Origin of the sequence: Embleya sp. NBC_00896 (assembly GCF_045207785.1) — a bacterium.
Lineage (GTDB): Bacteria > Actinomycetota > Actinomycetes > Streptomycetales > Streptomycetaceae > Embleya.
In genome coordinates this window covers 6293979-6310673 of sequence record NZ_CP108776.1, presented here as the reverse complement: position 1 = coordinate 6310673, position 16695 = coordinate 6293979, and the positions used below count along the sequence as shown (strand labels likewise).

The window sequence follows — 16695 nt, the reverse complement described above, 5'->3', positions numbered from 1 at the left end:
GCGTCATCCGCGTCGCCGCACCTCGGGCGCCGTCGCGTCATACGTCGAACCCGTGGAGGTGGAGGCAGTGGTGAGTGCGTCGCCGACCGATGGGCGGGTCCGGAAGGGCGATCGCACTCGGCTCACGATCGTGCGCCGGGCCGCTGACATCGCCTCGCTCGAAGGGCTCGAAGGGCTGTCGATCGGCCGTCTCGCGGGAGACCTGGAGATCAGCAAGAGCGGCGTGTTCGCGCATTTCGGCTCGAAGGAGGAACTCCAGCTCGCGGCGATCGCCGCGGCGAGCGACGTCTTCGTCGAGCACGTGCTGACCCCCGTGCGGGCCACACCCCCCGGCCTGATCCGACTGTGGCAGCTGGTCGACCGGTGGATCGCCTACTCGCGCGACCGGGTCTTCCCCGGCGGCTGTTTCTTCTTCCACGCGTCCGCCGAATTCGACGGGCGCCCCGGCCGGGTGCGCGACTCGCTGGCCGAAGCGTGGCGGCTGTGGCGCGCGACCCTGACCCGGGAGATCGAGGCGGCCAAGCGGGCCGGCGCCGCGCCCGCCGACCTCGACTCGGCCCAACTCGTCTTCGAGATCATCGCGTTCCTGGAAACCGCCAACGGCGTCAGCGTCCTGCACGACGACACCCTCGTCTACGAGCGCGCCGCCACCGCCGTCCGCTCCCGCCTGCTGTCCGCGTCCACCGACCCGACCACGCTGGCGGCCGAGCTCACCCCCTGACCACACACTCGACCCCGACCCGACGCAGCGCCCGGCGGATCCGGGGCGAGCGGGAATCGGTCGTCGAAACCGAGTATTGGACTGGCTTGTACAAAACCTGTTAGCGTCTTCGCATGGCCCGACCGAGGAAGTTCGACGAGGAGCAGGCGGTGGAAGCCGCCCTCCAGGCGTTCTGGACCGCCGGCTACGAGGCGACGTCGACCCAGGACCTGTGCGACGCGACCGGTCTCGGCCGCAGCAGCATCTACAACACTTTCAAGAGCAAGCGCGACCTGTTCCTGCTCGCCCTCGCCCGCTACGCCGATCACATGTCGACCACGCAGATCGCGGACCTGGAGGCCGATCGGCCGGTGCGGGACAAGATCCGCGACCTGCTGGAGGCGATCATCACCGACGAGGTGGACAAGACCGACGACCGGCGCGGCTGTCTCGTCGTGAACACCGCGATCGAACTCGCGGGCCGCGACGCGGAGGTGGCCGCACTCCTCAAGCACGACTACGAGCGGCGCTTCGCGGCGATCAAGGCCGCGATCGACGCCGGCCGCCTCGACGGCGACGTGGCCCGGGACAAGGACGCCGGGGCGCTCGCGCACGCGGTCATCGGCACGGTGTCGGCCATCCGCCTCGCCTCCCGCAGCGGCGTGGACCGCGCCGGACTACAGGCGATCGCGAACACGACCCTGACCGCCCTGTAGGAATCCGCGGGAATCCGCGGGAATCCGCCCCGGACCGGCGACGCCCGACTCGGCGACACCCGGCGACGCCCGGTCGGAGAACGCCCGGCCGGAGAACGCCTGCCCGACACCATCCGGTCGCACAACCCGGTCCCGACACCTCGGGTCCGCTCATCACGCACGCCCGCATTTTGTACTGACCGTTCTAAAACTCGGGAGTTCCACCATGCCCCTGGCCGTCTACATCCTCGGACTAGGCATATTCGCGCAAGGCACCTCGGAGTTCATGCTCTCCGGCCTGCTCGAGACGATGGCGAAGGACCTCGGCGTGTCCATCCCCGACGCCGGCCTGCTGATCTCGGCATTCGCGATCGGGATGGTCGTCGGCGCGCCGCTACTGGCGGTCGCGACGCTGCAATGGCCGCGCCGCACCGCACTCATCGCGTTCCAGGCCGTGTTCATCCTCGGCCACGTGGTCGGCGCGCTCGCGCCCGGCTACTGGCTCGTGCTGGTCACCCGCTTCGTGAGCGCCGTCGCGTACGCCGGGTTCTGGGCCGTGGCCGCCGTCACGGCACTGGGGCTGGTCGCGCCGAACGCCAAGGCCAAGGCGATGGCCGTGGTCGCCGGCGGACTCTCGCTGGCCACCGTGGTCGGCCTCCCGCTCGGCACGATGATCGGCAACTGGGCCGGCTGGCGGGCCGCGTTCTGGGCGGTCGCCGTGCTCACCGCGCTGAGCACGATCGCCGTGTACGCCGTCCTGCCCGGCGGGCACGCCACCCACGAGGCGCCGCGCTCGGTCCGCACCGAACTGCGGGCGCTGCGCCGACCGCGGCTGTGGCTGGCGTACGCGACGACCGCCCTCAGCTTCGGCGCGCTCGTCGCCACCTTCAGCTACCTGGGCACGATCCTGACCAACACGACCGACGTCGGCGAGGCGTGGGTGCCGCTGGTGCTGTCCTGGTACGGCGTGGGCGCGGTGGTCGGCATCACCGTGGGCGGGCGCGTGGCCGACGAACACCCGTTCGGCACGCTGTACGCGAGCATCGGCGGGATCGTCGGCTCGTCCCTGCTGCTCGCGCTGACCGCCGAGAACCTGCCCATCACCCTGGTCCTGATCTTCATCCTCGGCGTGAGCGGTTTCGCCGCCAATCCGGCCGTCAACGCCCGGGTGTTCGCGATCGCGTCCGACGCGCCCACGCTCGCGGGCGCGACCAACACGGCGTCGTTCAACGTCGGCATCACGATCGGCCCGCTCCTGGGCGGGCGGGTCATCGCGGCGGGCTTCGACTACGCGGCGGTCGCCTGGGTCGGCGTGGTCCTGGGCCTGGCCGCACTCGCCACCGCGTGGGCCGACTCGCACGCGCGCCCGACCTCCGCGGGCGCGGGCGCGGTCGCCGACCCGCGGCCGGCCGAGGCCACGAAGGAACCGGCCGGCCTGTCCGTCTGACCGGCACCCTGCGACGTCTCGACGCAACCGCCCCGTCGCCTCCCGCGACGGGGCCTTCGCGGCAGGCTGACATGTCATCAGTTCCCTTGATTTTCCTGGCCTCCAGGACTCCCGGTCGGGTCTGTGGCGGGTCTAACCTGATGGTCCGTTTCCGATGGTCCGTTTTCGGTCAAACCCGAATAAACTGCCCGCTAGGACAGGACGGTTAGCCATGGCCACAATCGACCCCGCAAGACCCGCCGACCCTGGCCCGCTGGGTCGCGGAGCCGGTGAGAAGGGTCTCAAGACCGGCGCGCTGGGGCTGGCGTCCAGCGTCGTGATCGGTCTCGCCTCCACCGCACCCGCCTACAGCATCGCCGCGACGCTCGGCATCATCGTGGCGGGCGTCGGCCTACAGGCGCCGATCGTGATGGTGCTGGCCTTCATCCCGATGTTCCTGATCGCCTACGGCTACAAGGAACTCAACGAGGCCGACCCTGACTGCGGCACCACATTCACTTGGGGCACGCGCGCGTTCGGCCCGATGAGCGGCTGGATGGGCGGCTGGGGGATCATCGTCGCCGATGTCATCGTGATGGCCAATCTGGCCCAGATCGCGGGACAGTACGGCTTCCAACTGATCGGCGCGTACGGCCTCGCGGAGGACACCTTCTGGACCACCGTCGCGGGTGTCGCGTGGATCATCCTGATGACGTGGATCTGCTACGTCGGCATCGAACTGTCGGCCAATCTGCAGAAGGTGCTGCTGACGATCGAGGTCGTCGTACTCGTGGCCCTCGGCCTCACGGCGCTGTGGAAGGTGTACCTGGGCAACGCCCCCGACGGGTCGCAGCACGTCGCCTGGTCGTGGTTCAACCCGTTCGAGATCGACTCGATCGACGCGCTGACCAAGGGCGTACTCGCCGGTGTCTTCATCTACTGGGGCTGGGACACTGCCGTCGCGATCAACGAGGAAACCGCGGACACCCGACGCACCCCCGGCCGGGCGGCGATCATCTCGACCGTGCTCCTTTTGCTGATCTACGTACTGAGCAGCACCTCCGCGCTGGCCTTCGCGGGCGCCGGCGAAACGGGCGGCGGGTTGGCCAACCCGGACAACTCCGGGGACGTGCTGTCCGGGCTCGGCGACAGCGTGTTCGGCACCGAGGGCGTCGGCTGGTTCATGGCCAAGCTGCTCGTGTTCATGGTGCTGACGTCCTCGGCCGCGTCCACGCAGACCACGATCCTGCCCACCGCGCGCACCGCGCTGTCCATGGCGGCGCACCGGGCCATCCCGGAGAAGTTCGCGCGCATGCACAGCCGCAACATGGTGCCGACGTGGTCGACGGTTGGGATGGGGATCGCGTCGGTGGCGTTCTACGTCGTGATCACCCGAGTCAGTACCAACGTGCTCACCGACTCGATCGGCTCGATCGGGCTGGCGATCGCGTTCTACTACGCGCTGACCGGGTTCGCGTGTGTCTGGTACTACCGGCACGTGCTCACGCGCAGCCCGCGCGACCTGTGGACCAAGGGGATCATGCCGGGCCTCGGTGGCGCGCTGCTGACCTACTTCTTCATCGAGGCGTCCCGGGTGTACGCGGACAAGGACTACGGCACGACCTACTGGACCCTGCCGTTCCCGCCGCACTGGGCGCTGGGCGGGGTGTTCCTGACCGGGATCGGCGCGCTGCTCCTGGGCATCGTGCTGATGCTGGTGTGCCGGTTCACCCGGCCGGCCTTCTTCCGCGGCGAGACGCTGCCGCGCTCGGCGGCGGTGCGCGAGCCGGCACCGAAGCCGGTCGAACCGACCGAGCCGTGACCGCCGGTGGTGGGCCCGCGTCGGCGGGCCCACCACGGGTCGGCGCTCGGTGCCGCGCACGGGTGCGCGTCCGGTCCGGCGCCCGGTTCCGTGCTCAGCGGGTGGCCGCTCAGGGGGTGGGCGCTCAGGGGGTGGGCGCTCGGCGTAGCGCTCGGGTCAGCGCTCCCGGAACTGCTCCAGCTCGCGTCGGTCGCGCTTGGTCGGGCGGCCCGCGCCGCGGTCGCGCCGGGCGACCACCACGATCTCTTCGCGCGGGGGCCTGGGCGGGCTGTTGTCGGTCATGCATTCGGCGGCCACGGGCGGGCCGACCCGCTTCCGCACGATCCGCTTGACCACGACGATCCGCTCGAAGCCGTCCTGACGCAGCCGCACCTCGTCGCCGATCTTGATCGACTGAGCCGGCTTGACCCGGTCCCCGTTGACCCGCACATGCCCGGCCTTGCAGGCCGCGGCGGCAAGCGACCGCGTCTTGGTCATCCGCACGGACCAAATCCAACTGTCGACCCGTACGGTGCCCTCGTCTGTCGTTCCCATCCCCCGACTCTAGAACCCCCCGGGGCGAATCGGGACCGGAGACCGGACGGTCCGTCCCGCGTGGTGGCGCCCCCCGGATCGAGATCGGCCGCAATCTACGCTGCCGGTGCCAGGAGTTCGGTCCATCCCTCCAGCGTGGGCCGCTCCGCCAGGTCGGCGAAGTCGACGGTGACGCCGTGGGCGCGCGTCCAGCGCTCCACCAGGGCCATCACGCGGACCGAGTCGAGGCCGTAGTCGACGAGGTTCTCGTCGACCGGGATGTCCGCCGGGTCCTCGCCGAGGATGTCGGCGACGTCGGCGCGGATGAGGTCGAGGGTCAGGGCCATGGGTCTGTCTACTTCCCCGCGAAGAGCGACTCGGTATCGGTGACGACCGCGCAGTTCGCGGCCGCCCAGCGCAGTGCCATGCGGTGGTTGTCCTCGGTGAAGTCGGCCACCGCGTCCGCGACCATGAACGTCCGGATGTCCTGCATCCACGCGTCGCACGCCGTGGTCATCACCCCGATGTGCGCGTACACGCCGACGATCACGAGCTGGTCGCGGCCGAGTTCGCGCATCCGCTCGCGCAGGTCGGTGCGCGCGAACGCGCTGTACTTCCACTTGGTCAGCACGATGTCGGCCGGCCCCGGCGCGACGGGTGCGGCGATCGCCGCCGCGTGCGGGTCGTCCGGCAGGCCCGGACCCCAGAAGTCCTGTTGCAGCCCCCGCTGTTCGGCGGTCTGGCCGCCGGGCTGCGCCGAGTAGACGACCGGTACGCCGAGCCGGTCGCACTCGCTCTTGATCCGCGCGACGTTGGCGAGCAGCTCGGTGACGGGCGACGCGTCCGGCTCGAAGGCCGACAGGAAGTAGTTCTGCAGGTCGTGCACGAGCAGCACGGCACGCCCCGGGTCGACGCTCCACTCGACCCGGTTCGTCGGCAGGTCCGATGCGTCGGGCATCGGGTAGGGGGCGATCTTCGGCAGGGCCATGAGGGTGTGCGGCCTTTCGGATGTCGGGTGAGGGGCGGGGCGGGGCGGAGTGCGGGTGCGGGGCGTGGAGTGCGGTGGGTGCCGGTTTCGTATTCCGGGGTGGCCCCCGATCCGGTGTCAGTCGCTGTGCCGGGCCAGGCCCGTGGCGATCGCCGCGCGCAGGTCCTTCTTGCTGACCTTGCCGACGCCCGTATACGGGAAGGTGTCGACGAACTCGACGTGGTCGGGGACCTTGTAGCCGGCGAGGCCGCGTTCGCGCACGAAGCGGCGGATCGCGACCGGCTTGAGCGGCTCGGCGCCGGCGCGCAGGATCACGTACGCGCAGGTGCGCTCGCCCAGGTACTCGTCCGGCACCGCGACGACCGCCGCGTCGTGCACGGACGGGTGCGCGAGGATGTGGTTCTCGACCTCCTCGGCCGCGACCTTCTCGCCGCCGCGGTTGATCTGGTCCTTGGCCCGGCCCTCGACCACGAGGTGCCCGGACGGCAGCATCCGCACGACGTCGCCGGTGCGGTAGAACCCGTCCTCGGTAAAGGACTTCGCGTTGTGCTCGGGTGCGTTCCAGTAGCCGCGGATGGTGTACGGGCCGCGCGTGAGCAGGTGACCGGTCTCCCCCGCCGGAAGCTCGACGTCGGCGTCGTCGACGATCCGGATCTCGTCGTCCGGAGAGATCGGCCGGCCCTGCGAGGTGACGATGATCTCGTCCGGGTCGTCGAGCCGGGTGTAGTTGACCAGTCCCTCGGCCATCCCGAAGACCTGCTGGAGGGTGCACCCCAGGGCCGGGGTGATCCGCCGTGCGGCCTCCTCGCTGAACTTCGCGCCGCCGACGAGGAGCACGCGCAGGCTGCTCAGGTCGAAGCCGCCGCGCTGCGCGGCCTCGGTCCAGGCGAGCGCGAGTGGCGGCACGACGCCGGTGATCGTGACCCGTTCGCGCTCGATCAGGGCGAACGCGACGTCGGGGGTCGGGCGCGGGCACAGCACGACCCGGGCGCCGGCGTACAACGCGCCGAGCGTGCCGGGTGAGCTGAGTGGGAAGTTGTGCGCGGCGGGCAGCGCGCACAGGTACACGCTGTCCGCGTCGACCGCACAGAGCTCGTTGGAGCCGCGCAGCGAGTAGATGTAGTCGTCGTGCGTGCGCGGGATCAGCTTGGGCACGCCGGTGCTGCCGCCGGACAGTTGCAGGAAGGCGAGTTCGTCCGGGCGGGGCGGGTCGGCGACATCGACCGGGTCGCACTCGATGTCGGCGAGCGCGGTGTGCTCGCCGGGGTCGCCCACGACGAGGACGTGCTTGAGGGTGGGCACGCCCGCGCGCACCTTGGCGGCGAGCGCGCGGTGGTCGAAGCCCTCGGACACGTCGGGGATCACGTAGGCGACGGCCTCGGAGAACGCGCAGAAGTAGGTGATCTCGGTCTCGCGGTGCGCGGGCAGCGCGAAGACCGGCAGCGCGCCGATCCGGAAGAGCGCGAAGGCGATCCCGAAGAACTCGGCCACGTTGGGGAGTTGCAGGACGACGCGGTCGCCCTTGCCGATCCCGCACGCGAGCAGTCCGGCGGCGAGTCGGTCGGCCCGCTCGTCCAGGTCGCGGTAGGTCCAGCGGCGGTCGCCGTCGACGATCGCGATCCGGTCGGGGTGCGCGGCGGCGCGCTCGCGCAGCATGCCGCCGAAGGTCTCGCCGCGCCACCAGCCCGCGGCGCGGTAGCGCTCGGCGAACTCGGCGGGCCAGGTCGGGGCCGGGATCTTCGCTGCCGGGACGTTCGCGGTCGGGACGTTCATGGTGGGGGTCTTCCCGGTCGAGATGCGGGGCGCGCTCATCGCTCGTCCGCCACGGCGTGCAGGAACGTGCGGAACTTGGCCTCGGTCTCCGCGGTTTCGGCGTCCGGCGAGGACGCCTCGACTATGCCCGCACCCGCGTACAGGCGCAGCGTGTCCGCGTCCGCCTCGGCGCAGCGGATCGTGACGACCCATTCGCCGTCACCGTTCGCGTCCCCCCAGCCGACCATGCCGGTGTACAACCCTCGGTCGAACGGTTCCAGGTCGGCGATCGTGTCCCGCGCGATCGCGGTCGGCGTCCCGCACACGGCCGGCGTGGGGTGCAGCGTGCACGCCAACTCCAGTGCGGAGGCCGGGCTTTCGTTGCCCCGGATGGTCCCGGTCACGGTGGTCGACAGGTGCCACATCGCGGCGGTGCAGACCAGGGTCGGGCGGTCGGGCACCTCCAGCGTGTCGCAGTACGGCGCGAGCGCGGCGCGCACGGCCGCGACCACGACGGCGTGCTCGTGCAGGTCCTTCTCGGATTCGAGCAGGGCCATCGCACGTCGGACGTCCTCTGCGAGGTCGGTGCTGCGCTTGGCGGAGCCGGCCAGCGGGTTCGCGACGACGCGGTCGCCGTCCCTGGAGACCAGGAGTTCGGGGCTCGCGCCGAGCAGCGTGCGGCCGGGGGTCACGCCCGGGACCGCGAAGGTGTAGCCCTGCGGGTCGCGGCGGGCCAGGCGTTGCAGCATCACGGGTATGTCGAGCGGGTCGGGCGAGCGCAGTTCGAGCGTGCGGGCCAGGACCACCTTGTCGAAGGCGCCGGCGCGCATTCGGCGGACCGCCTCGGCGACGCCCGCGCGGTACACGTCCGGCGCGGGCACGGGACGGATGTCCCAGGCGGTCGCGGCCGGCGCGGGGGCGGCCAGCGCGATCAGCGGGTCGGCGGACAGCGGCGGGCCCCAGGTGGCGGCGTCGGGAACGACCAGCGCGGCCGGGGCGCTCTGGTCGAACGGGACCGCGCCGAGCACGATCGGGGCCCGGCCGCCGACCGGGCTCGCCGCGTCCAGCGTCTCGGCGACCCGGATCGCCAGCGGCCGGGCGTCGTGCGCGACTTCGGCCTGTGCCCCGTGCGCGAGCAGCGTGCGCGTGGGTGAGGCGAAGAAGCGCGCGCTGCCGGGCCGATAGGCGTCGAGCAGCGCGGTGGCCGCGCCCACTGTGGCGAGGCCGGTGGCTTCTGGGGTCGTCACCTGGGGCTCCTTTTGGTTCACCGGCAGGACGGTGCCGGGTGGGCGGTGCGGAGTGGGTGGGTTGGGCCGGGTGCACGCACCGGATTGGGCCGGGGGTGCCGGCCCGAGTCGAAGGGCGCTCGGCCGGGCCGGTGGGCGCTCGGCTCGGCTTCGGCTGGGCTTCGACTCGGCTTGACTCGGGCTTCGACTCGGGCTTCGGCTGGGCTTCGGGTGCGCTCGGTCGATCGGTGGGGCGTCGTGGCGGTACCGGTGGGGGGTCGCGAGCGGGCCGTGGCACCGGTCCTGACGGCCGGTCAGACGTGCAGGGTGGCGCCGCCGTCGACGTACATGTTGTGCATCGTGATGTGCCGGGCCCGGTCGGAGGCCAGGAACACGACGGCATCGGCGATGTCGGCGGGGTCGGCGATCCGGCCCAGTGGGATCCCGGTGCGGTAGGTCGCGAGGTCGCCGTCGACGACGCGGGCGGGCGCGTCGGCGTCGGCGTCGGTCCACAGGTTCCGCTGCATGGGCGTGTCGGTGGAGCCGGGCGACACGACGTTGCAACGCACGCCGCTGCGGGCGAGTTCGAGGCCCAGACACATCGTGAACATGGTCGCGGCGGCCTTGGAGGCCGCGTAGGCCGCCATCCCGGTGCGCGGGGTGCCGGCCGCGTTGGAGCCGACGGTGACGATGCTGCCCGCGCCCCGCTCGGCCATCGGGCCGGCCACCGCGCGGCTGGTGTGGAAGACGCCGGTCGAGTTCACGGCGAACGTGTCGGCCCAGGCGCGGTCGGTGAGTTCGGGCACGGGCGACGTGTGCAGGACGCCGGCCACGTTGACCAGGATCGCGATCGGGCCGAGATGGCGTTCGATCGCGGCGAAGGTCGCGGTGACCGCGGCGGCGTCGGTGACGTCGAGCGGGTAGGCGATCACGGAGCCGGTGTCGTCGTCGGCCATGAGGCTCTTGACGCCGACCGGATCGCGGTCGGTGGCGGCGACGATCGCCCCGTGTTCGACGAGCCCGCGGACGACGGCGGCGCCGATGCCCCGGGCGGCGCCGGTGACCACCGCTACGCGGCCGGCGAGGTCTGATGGCTGCACGAAATTCCCCTCGACAAGCACAACCCTGATCGGAACTTAGGTGAGCCTAACCTAACTTCGTACTCATGGTCGACGCCTGCGGGAGATGTACCCAAATCAGCTGAAACCCCGTGCATGGCCGGTTTTCCCCGTCCATCCGGAGGCGATCTCCGCCGTCGATCCCGCCGCCGACTCCGACGTCGGACCGCCACCGGACCCGCCATCGAACCCGGTCGATGCGCACCCGAGAGCACCTCGGAGAGCACTCGAATCTTAGGTTAGCCTCACCTTATGACTGTGCATCAGCCGATCCTGCAAAAGTCGGAAGGTCTTCCTGACGACCTTTCGGACGCGACGTCCGATCAGCCCTCGGACGATCGCCCCGACGCCTTGTCGAGGCGTCCGCACGGTCGGCGCACGGTCCTGATCTCCGCCATCGCATTGGTCGCGCTCGTGCTGGCGCTCACCGGGGTATCGCTGTCGGTGGGCGCGGGCGAGGTGGGCGCGGACGGCGCGTTCGACTACCTGTTCAACCGCGACGACGCGCGCGACGACACGCGGTTGACGCTGGTCATCCGCGATCTGCGGATCCCCCGCACGCTGACCGCGCTGCTCGCGGGCGCCGCACTGGGCACGGCCGGCTGCCTGCTCCAGACCGTCACCCGCAACCCGCTCGCGGAGACCGGTCTGCTCGGCGTCAACGCGGGTGCCTCGCTCGGCGTCGTGCTCGGGATCACCCTGGTCGGGGTGCAGACCGGATTCGGCTATCTGGTCTGGGCGTTCGCGGGCGCGGCCGTCGCGGGCGTCCTGGTGCTGTCGATATCCGGGCAGCGCGGCGGTGGTTCGCCGATGCGCCTGGTGCTCGCGGGTGCGGCGCTGAGCGCGACGTTCGGCGGCATCACCAATGTGCTGATCGTCAACTCGGCGGAGGCGTACGACAACTTCCGGTTCTGGGTGCTCGGTTCGCTCGCGGGCATCCAGGGCTACGAGTCGCTCGGCGGTCTGGCCCCGGTGCTCGCGGTCGGGTTCGTGGTCGCGCTGTTCGTGTCGCGGTCGCTGTCCGCCCTGGTGCTCGGCGACGACCTCGCGCGCGGGCTCGGCCATCGGCCGTCCACGACCCGGGTACTCGTCGCGTTGGCGGTGACGCTGCTCACCGCCTCCGCGGTGGCGCTGGTCGGGCCGATCTCCTTCCTGGGCCTGCTCGCGGGCTTCCTGGCGCGCACGCTGGCGGGGCCGCGGATCGTCGCGCAGATCTGCTTCGCGGCACTGATCGGCGCCGCCGTGCTGACCGCGTCCGACATCGCGGCACGGGTGGTGTCGCGGCCGTTCGAGGCCCCGGTCTCGGTGATCGTGGCGCTGATCGGCGCGCCGTTGCTGATCGGCGTGGTCCGGTCGCGGCGACTCGGCGCGCTGGGCATGACCGACCCCGCGGTGGCCGAGGTCGCGACCCGGACCACCCGGCTGTCGCTCGCCAAGCGGGTCGCGGCCCGGCTGCCGCGGCGGCTGCGCACGCTGCCCGAGCACGTGGTGATCCGTCGCGGCGGCCTGTCCCTGCTGCTGCCGAGCCGGGCCGTGCTGACCACGATCGTGCTCGGCGTCGTGCTCGTGGCCGCGGTCGTGCTGTCGGTGTACGCGGGCCAGCGCGAGATGGGCCTGACCCGTACGTTCAACGCGGTCTTCGGCACCGGCGACCGCTTCGACGTGTTGCTCGTCCAGGAGTTCCGGCTCGGCCGGATCATCGCCGGCGTCGCGGCCGGCGCGGCCCTGGGCGTGGCGGGCTGCCTGACCCAGACGCTGGCCCGAAACCGGCTGGCGACACCGGAGTTGCTCGGCGTCAACGACGGCGCGACGGCGGCCGTACTGCTGTCCGTGACGTTCAGCGCGAGCGGTACCTTCGGCGCGTGGTGGGCGGGGCCGATCGGCGCGATGGTCGCCGTCGTGGTGGTCACGGCGGTCGCGGGCGGGCTGGGCCGACGCGGCTACCGGGTCCTGGTGGTGGGGCTCGCGCTGTCCGCGCTCGCGTCCGCGATCACGCAGGTGGTCCTGTCCCGCCGCTCACTCAACTCGGCGAGCGCGCTGTACGTATGGACCTCGGGCAGCCTGAACGGGCGCGGCTACGACGTCGCGGTGCCGGTCCTGATCGGCCTCGCCGCGCTCGTACCGCTCGCGCTGGTGCTCGGCCGGAAACTCGACGTGCTGCGCTTCGACGACTCGACGGCCGCGTCGCTGGGCGTGGATCCGGCCCGGATCCGGATGATCTGCCTGGTCGCCGCGGTGTGCCTCGCCGGCCTGGCGGTCGGTATCTGCGGGCCGGTCGGCTTCATCGCCCTGGCCGCGCCGGTCATAGCGGGTCGGCTGGCCGGCCCGCTTCGGGTGCCGATCCTCGGCTCGATGCTGGTCGGCGCCATCCTGATCGTGCTGGCGGACACTCTCGGCCGCACACTCCTCGACGGCACCGAGATCCCGGTCGGCGTGGTCAGCACCGTGCTGGGCGGGCCGTTCCTCCTGTGGGTCCTCCTCGGTCGATCGAGTGCGACGCGGGCCTGAGAAGCATCCCGGCCGCTGCCTCACGCGACCACACGATCGATCTCGGCCCAGACCGCCTTGCCGTCCGCGCGAGCCGCCACGCCCCACCGATCGGCGACGGTGTCGAGGATGTGCAGCCCGAACCCACCCTCGACCTCGGGCCCGGTGTCCCTGCGCACCGGCACAGCGCGTTCGCCGTCGTCGACCGCCAACCAGATCCCGCGCTTGGTGGCCCGCACCGCGAGCCCCGCGTCGCCGCCGGCGTGCCGATGCGCGTTGGTCAGCAGCTCGCACGCGACCAGGACGACGACGTCGATCCGCTCACTCGGCCAGCCCCAGCCGGCCAACGTGCCGTGCAGTGCGGCCCGCGCCTGCGCGAGCGCACCGTGCCGGCGCGGGACCTGCCATCGCACACCGGACGATGCGTACCGGGAACCCTCAGCCACGGTTCCTCCCAAGCGTCCTCGACGGCGGGGTGTCGAAGGATGACTGTGCCCGCTTCCGCCCGATCCAACAGTCGGTCCGAGTCGGCACCGAGAGACAACTTCCTGCGGGGAACGGGTGTACGAGAGACTTGGCCGGGCACTATGCGCGCACCCGACGCCATGTACACAGAGGGGACGCCGAGATGAACCCGAGTACCGCGACCGCGACCGTGTCCACAACCACCGGCATCCACGCGCACGCCGGCAGCGACACCGACGCCGACACCGCGTCGGAGGTTTCGCTCGCCGCTTCTCCCGCCGCGCTGCCGGTAATCGACGACCCGGCCGAGGTGACGGCCGGCGACGCGCGGGCGATGTCCAAGGTGCTCTTCGATCGGCTCAAGGTGCTGGAGGAAGGCACCCACGAGTACCAGTACGTGCGCAACACGCTGATCGAACTCAACATCCCCCTGGTCCGGTTCGTGGCCGCCCGCTATCGCTCGCGCCACGAGTCGACCGAGGAGATGGTGCAGGTCGGCACGATCGGGCTGATCAAGGCCATCGACCGCTTCGACTCGTCGTTCGGGACCGAGTTCCCCACGTTCGCGATCCCGACCATCTCGGGCGAGATCAAACGCTTCTTCCGGGACACCAGCTGGGCCGTACACGTCCCGCGTCGCCTCCAGGAACTGCGGCTGGAACTGGCCAAGGCCCGCGACGCGTTCGCCGCCGAGTTCGACCGCGAGCCCACCGCCGGCGAACTGGCCGAGCGCCTCGGCCTGACCACCGAGCAGGTCACCGAGGGCCTCACCGCGTCGGCCGGCTACGCCGCGTCCTCGCTCGACGCTCCCGCGGGCGCCGACGGGCCGGGCGAGATCTACGCGGCCCGCGCCTCGTTCGTCGATCCCGGCTTCGAGACCGCCGAGAACCTGCATGTGCTCAAGCCCCTCATCGCGGCCCTCCCGCAACGCGACCGCGACATCGTGTCGATGCGCTTCGGCCAGGAACTGACCCAGGCTCAGATCGGCGAACGCCTGGGCATCTCACAGATGCACGTATCCCGCCTGCTCAACCGCATCCTGACCAGGCTCCGCACGGAACTCCTCGCCGAATGACCCGCACCGGACGAGCAACGTCTGTGCGGCACAGGCCCGTTGACTGGCGTATGCACACAGACGCCGCAGCCGTTGATCCGGCTTCGACGGACAACCGTCGGCCCACGGACGCCGACGCCGCATCGGACCGGCCGAGAGGTAGCATCGTCGCCCATGGTCGAGCTGCGCGTTGAGGACTCGTTCGCGATCCCGGGTCGAGGCTTGGTCGTGACGGGTCGCCTGGACGGGGCCGCGGTCACCGTGGGCGACCGGTTTTGGCTGTGCACGGCGGACGGCCCACGCGAGGTGACCGTCCGCGGCATCGAGAGACTCCGCCGATGCTTCGGCGATCGAGTCGACGACGGGGAGGGCATCGGCCTACTCCTTCGGGGCGATATCCCCGAGGGCACCGTGCCCCGCGGAACGCTCCTCTCGTCACACACAGCGCGGTGATCGCGCGGCCGAGCCGGCCTCGTCGCGAGAGCTCAACCCCGGGAGACTCTCACGTCACCGTGGGAGCGGGTCGGGTCACGACGCGGCGTAGGCCAGGAGCGCGTCCATGGCTTCGGGGAAGTCCTCGGTGATGGCGGCTCCCAGCTCGGGGCCCACCTCATCGGCGGCGGAGCCGGTGATCTCGAGCCGGTGAACGACGCGTGCGCCCCCATGCGGCAGCCGCGTGAGGGTATGACTGAAGCGCAAGTTCACACCGGCCATGTCGATCTCGTCGGCGTAGACCTCGTTCTCCTTGATCTCGACGATGACCGAGCGGACGGTCTCCTGCCCCGTCGGCGTCATCGACACCCGCGTTCCGACCTCGAACGGCCCCTCGATCGACACCGCCTCCATCGAGGTGTCCCAACGCGCCCAGTTGTCGAGATCCCGTAGCACCCGCCAGATCGCCTCGACGGCCACATCGGTCTCGATCACGTGCTCGTGAACCCACATGCTGCTTCTTCTCTCTGCTCATCATGCCCGATTAACCTGCACAGAGATTATCTATGCAGAGATCAAATCGTCAAGGAGCGGATCACTCCCCCACCCCGCCTGTTGTTGCCGGTGGTTGCCGGCCGCGCCCCCGGCTGCGAGCAACACCCGCGTCTCGCCGAGAATCCGAAGCCCCGACCGCCGATCGAGCGGCGGCGCGGCTACTTCGCGCCCGGTGTCCTGTTCGTGAGGGCGTCCTGGCGCAGGGTCGCGTAGTCCGCCGCCGTCCAGGCCATCGCGATTGCGCCGTCCGTCAGGGCCTGTTCGGCGGCCGGGGAGATCGCGGCTTCGGCGAAGGCCGGCTCGTGCGGGCCGCAGGCGCCGGCCGTGATGTCCAGGACCGGGTGGATCGAGGGGATCACGTGGGACACGTTGCCCATGTCCGTGCAGGCGAAGGGGTCGCGTCGAATCGGTTCGGGGCGGCCCAGTTCGCGGGCGTTGGCGCGCCACAGGGCGATCAGGGTCGGGTCGGTGCGGAAGTCCAGGTAGTCCGGTTCGGGGCGGGTCAGCCGCACCTCGCAGCCGATCGCCAGGGCGCCGGCTCGGAAGCACGCCTCGACGCGCGAGCGCAGTTCGGCCAGGTCGACCGCGTCGGAGGTGCGGAGTTCGTACTCCGCGGTGGCACGCTCCGGGACCGCGTTCGGGGACATGCCGGCGGCCGTCGTGATGCCGTGCACCTTCCAGTGCGACGGCAACTGCTTGCCCAGCAGGCCCAGTGCGACCTGAGCCACCGTCAGCGCGTCGGCCGCGCTGCGACCGTCCTCGGGGTTCAGGCTCGGGTGCGCGCCCGTGCCGATGTACTCGACCGACAGCGTGCCGAGGGCGAACGAGCGGAACTCGGCCACCTCGAACGGGCAAGGGTGCACCATCATCGCCGCGTCCACGCCGTCGAACGCGCCCGCGTCCAAGAGCAGCGCCTTGCCCGCGCCGCGCTCCTCGGCCGGGGTGCCCACGACCCGCACCGTCAGGCCCAGGCGGTCCGCGTCCGACCCGAGGGCGATCGCCGCGCCCACGCCGGCCGCCGCGATCAGGTTGTGGCCGCACGCGTGACCGAGGCCCGGCAACGCGTCGTACTCGCACACGATCGCCACCGTCACCGGGCCCGAGCCGATGCTCGCGACGAACGCCGTGTCCAGGCCGTACGCCGGCGCGGTGACCGCGAAGCCGTGTGCGCGCAGCACATCCGCGCACCACGCGGCGGCCCGGTGCTCGGCGAACGCAGTCTCCGGGTGGGCGTGGATCCGCCGGCTCAGCGCGAGCAGTTCGTCGCGGGCACCCTCGACACGCCCCCGGATCGCGGCGCGATCGGCGCCCCCACCCACGGCTTCCGCGCCGCGATCCGCTTGCTCGGCCGCGCTCATACTTTGCTCCGGTTCATCGAGTTTTCTTCCCTCAGGGGCACCCTGATATCCAATCAGAAGATAGCTTAGGCTTACCTAACTTCACGCATGGGGAATCCGGTGCG

The 16695-nt window shown here is 71.3% G+C and carries 15 protein-coding genes; 6 read left to right on the top strand and 9 right to left on the bottom strand.

Features of this window, described 5'->3' with window-relative positions; all coding sequences use genetic code 11:
• Positions 1–70 precede the first annotated feature (70 nt).
• The 4 genes from OG928_RS28565 (at position 71) to OG928_RS28550 (ending at position 4643) form a co-directional block, all read left to right on the top strand.
• A complete protein-coding gene (locus OG928_RS28565) occupies positions 71–721 on the top strand; it encodes a TetR/AcrR family transcriptional regulator (RefSeq protein WP_406288936.1) in 651 nt (216 codons plus the stop codon).
• Between the two features lie 113 nt (positions 722–834).
• Entirely contained in the window at positions 835–1416 is a 582-nt protein-coding gene (locus OG928_RS28560) for a TetR/AcrR family transcriptional regulator (protein ID WP_406288935.1), read from the top strand.
• A gap of 205 nt (positions 1417–1621) precedes the next feature.
• Entirely contained in the window at positions 1622–2842 is a 1221-nt protein-coding gene (locus tag OG928_RS28555) for a Cmx/CmrA family chloramphenicol efflux MFS transporter (RefSeq protein WP_406288933.1), read from the top strand.
• A 211-nt stretch (positions 2843–3053) separates the two neighbouring features.
• The gene (locus OG928_RS28550) at positions 3054–4643 is read left to right on the top strand and encodes an APC family permease (RefSeq protein ID WP_406288930.1); all 1590 of its coding nucleotides are present in this window, start codon (positions 3054–3056) and stop codon (positions 4641–4643) included.
• Between the two features lie 156 nt (positions 4644–4799).
• Here the strand turns inward: OG928_RS28550 and OG928_RS28545 are convergent, their stop codons facing one another.
• From OG928_RS28545 to OG928_RS28520, 6 genes are all read right to left on the bottom strand, one after another.
• Entirely contained in the window at positions 4800–5177 is a 378-nt protein-coding gene (locus OG928_RS28545; RefSeq protein ID WP_406288929.1) for an RNA-binding S4 domain-containing protein, read from the bottom strand.
• A 95-nt stretch (positions 5178–5272) separates the two neighbouring features.
• Positions 5273–5503, bottom strand: coding sequence for a phosphopantetheine-binding protein (locus tag OG928_RS28540; protein ID WP_406288927.1), 231 nt, complete (start codon positions 5501–5503; stop codon positions 5273–5275).
• Positions 5504–5511: 8 nt separating this feature from the next.
• The gene (locus tag OG928_RS28535) at positions 5512–6144 is read right to left on the bottom strand and encodes an isochorismatase family protein (RefSeq protein ID WP_406288926.1); all 633 of its coding nucleotides are present in this window, start codon (positions 6142–6144) and stop codon (positions 5512–5514) included.
• 117 nt (positions 6145–6261) lie between these two features.
• A complete protein-coding gene (locus OG928_RS28530) occupies positions 6262–7917 on the bottom strand; it encodes a (2,3-dihydroxybenzoyl)adenylate synthase (RefSeq protein ID WP_406291276.1) in 1656 nt (551 codons plus the stop codon).
• 35 nt (positions 7918–7952) lie between these two features.
• Entirely contained in the window at positions 7953–9143 is a 1191-nt protein-coding gene (locus OG928_RS28525) for an isochorismate synthase (protein WP_406288924.1), read from the bottom strand.
• A gap of 293 nt (positions 9144–9436) precedes the next feature.
• The gene (locus OG928_RS28520) at positions 9437–10222 is read right to left on the bottom strand and encodes a 2,3-dihydro-2,3-dihydroxybenzoate dehydrogenase (RefSeq protein ID WP_406288922.1); all 786 of its coding nucleotides are present in this window, start codon (positions 10220–10222) and stop codon (positions 9437–9439) included.
• Between the two features lie 270 nt (positions 10223–10492).
• On the opposite strand from OG928_RS28520, the gene fhuB reads away from it, so the two are divergent.
• The gene (gene fhuB / locus OG928_RS28515) at positions 10493–12748 is read left to right on the top strand and encodes a Fe(3+)-hydroxamate ABC transporter permease FhuB (protein ID WP_406288920.1); all 2256 of its coding nucleotides are present in this window, start codon (positions 10493–10495) and stop codon (positions 12746–12748) included.
• A 20-nt stretch (positions 12749–12768) separates the two neighbouring features.
• On the opposite strand, the gene OG928_RS28510 is transcribed toward fhuB, so the two are convergent.
• The gene (locus OG928_RS28510) at positions 12769–13173 is read right to left on the bottom strand and encodes an ATP-binding protein (protein ID WP_406288917.1); all 405 of its coding nucleotides are present in this window, start codon (positions 13171–13173) and stop codon (positions 12769–12771) included.
• Between the two features lie 182 nt (positions 13174–13355).
• Between OG928_RS28510 and OG928_RS28505 the strand changes: the two genes are divergently transcribed.
• Positions 13356–14267 (top strand): SigB/SigF/SigG family RNA polymerase sigma factor, encoded by a 912-nt coding sequence (locus OG928_RS28505; RefSeq protein ID WP_406288914.1) that lies wholly within the window; start codon positions 13356–13358, stop codon positions 14265–14267.
• Between the two features lie 507 nt (positions 14268–14774).
• On the opposite strand, the gene OG928_RS28500 is transcribed toward OG928_RS28505, so the two are convergent.
• The gene (locus tag OG928_RS28500) at positions 14775–15191 is read right to left on the bottom strand and encodes an SRPBCC family protein (RefSeq protein ID WP_406288913.1); all 417 of its coding nucleotides are present in this window, start codon (positions 15189–15191) and stop codon (positions 14775–14777) included.
• Positions 15192–15391: 200 nt separating this feature from the next.
• The gene (locus OG928_RS28495) at positions 15392–16591 is read right to left on the bottom strand and encodes an amidohydrolase (protein ID WP_406288911.1); all 1200 of its coding nucleotides are present in this window, start codon (positions 16589–16591) and stop codon (positions 15392–15394) included.
• Positions 16592–16695: the final 104 nt, after the last annotated feature.

Excerpts from the sequence above, each read along its gene's own strand:
- OG928_RS28530 (WP_406291276.1), bottom strand. The coding sequence starts at position 7,917 with ATGAACGTCCCGACCGCGAACGTCCCGGCAGCGAAGATCCCGGCCCCG.
- fhuB (WP_406288920.1), top strand. The coding sequence starts at position 10,493 with ATGACTGTGCATCAGCCGATCCTGCAAAAGTCGGAAGGTCTTCCTGAC.
- OG928_RS28545 (WP_406288929.1), bottom strand. The coding sequence starts at position 5,177 with ATGGGAACGACAGACGAGGGCACCGTACGGGTCGACAGTTGGATTTGG.
- OG928_RS28535 (WP_406288926.1), bottom strand. The coding sequence starts at position 6,144 with ATGGCCCTGCCGAAGATCGCCCCCTACCCGATGCCCGACGCATCGGAC.
- OG928_RS28555 (WP_406288933.1), top strand. The coding sequence starts at position 1,622 with ATGCCCCTGGCCGTCTACATCCTCGGACTAGGCATATTCGCGCAAGGC.
- OG928_RS28540 (WP_406288927.1), bottom strand. The coding sequence starts at position 5,503 with ATGGCCCTGACCCTCGACCTCATCCGCGCCGACGTCGCCGACATCCTC.
- OG928_RS28560 (WP_406288935.1), top strand. The coding sequence starts at position 835 with ATGGCCCGACCGAGGAAGTTCGACGAGGAGCAGGCGGTGGAAGCCGCC.
- OG928_RS28495 (WP_406288911.1), bottom strand. The coding sequence starts at position 16,591 with ATGAGCGCGGCCGAGCAAGCGGATCGCGGCGCGGAAGCCGTGGGTGGG.
- OG928_RS28505 (WP_406288914.1), top strand. The coding sequence starts at position 13,356 with ATGAACCCGAGTACCGCGACCGCGACCGTGTCCACAACCACCGGCATC.
- OG928_RS28500 (WP_406288913.1), bottom strand. The coding sequence starts at position 15,191 with ATGTGGGTTCACGAGCACGTGATCGAGACCGATGTGGCCGTCGAGGCG.
- OG928_RS28550 (WP_406288930.1), top strand. The coding sequence starts at position 3,054 with ATGGCCACAATCGACCCCGCAAGACCCGCCGACCCTGGCCCGCTGGGT.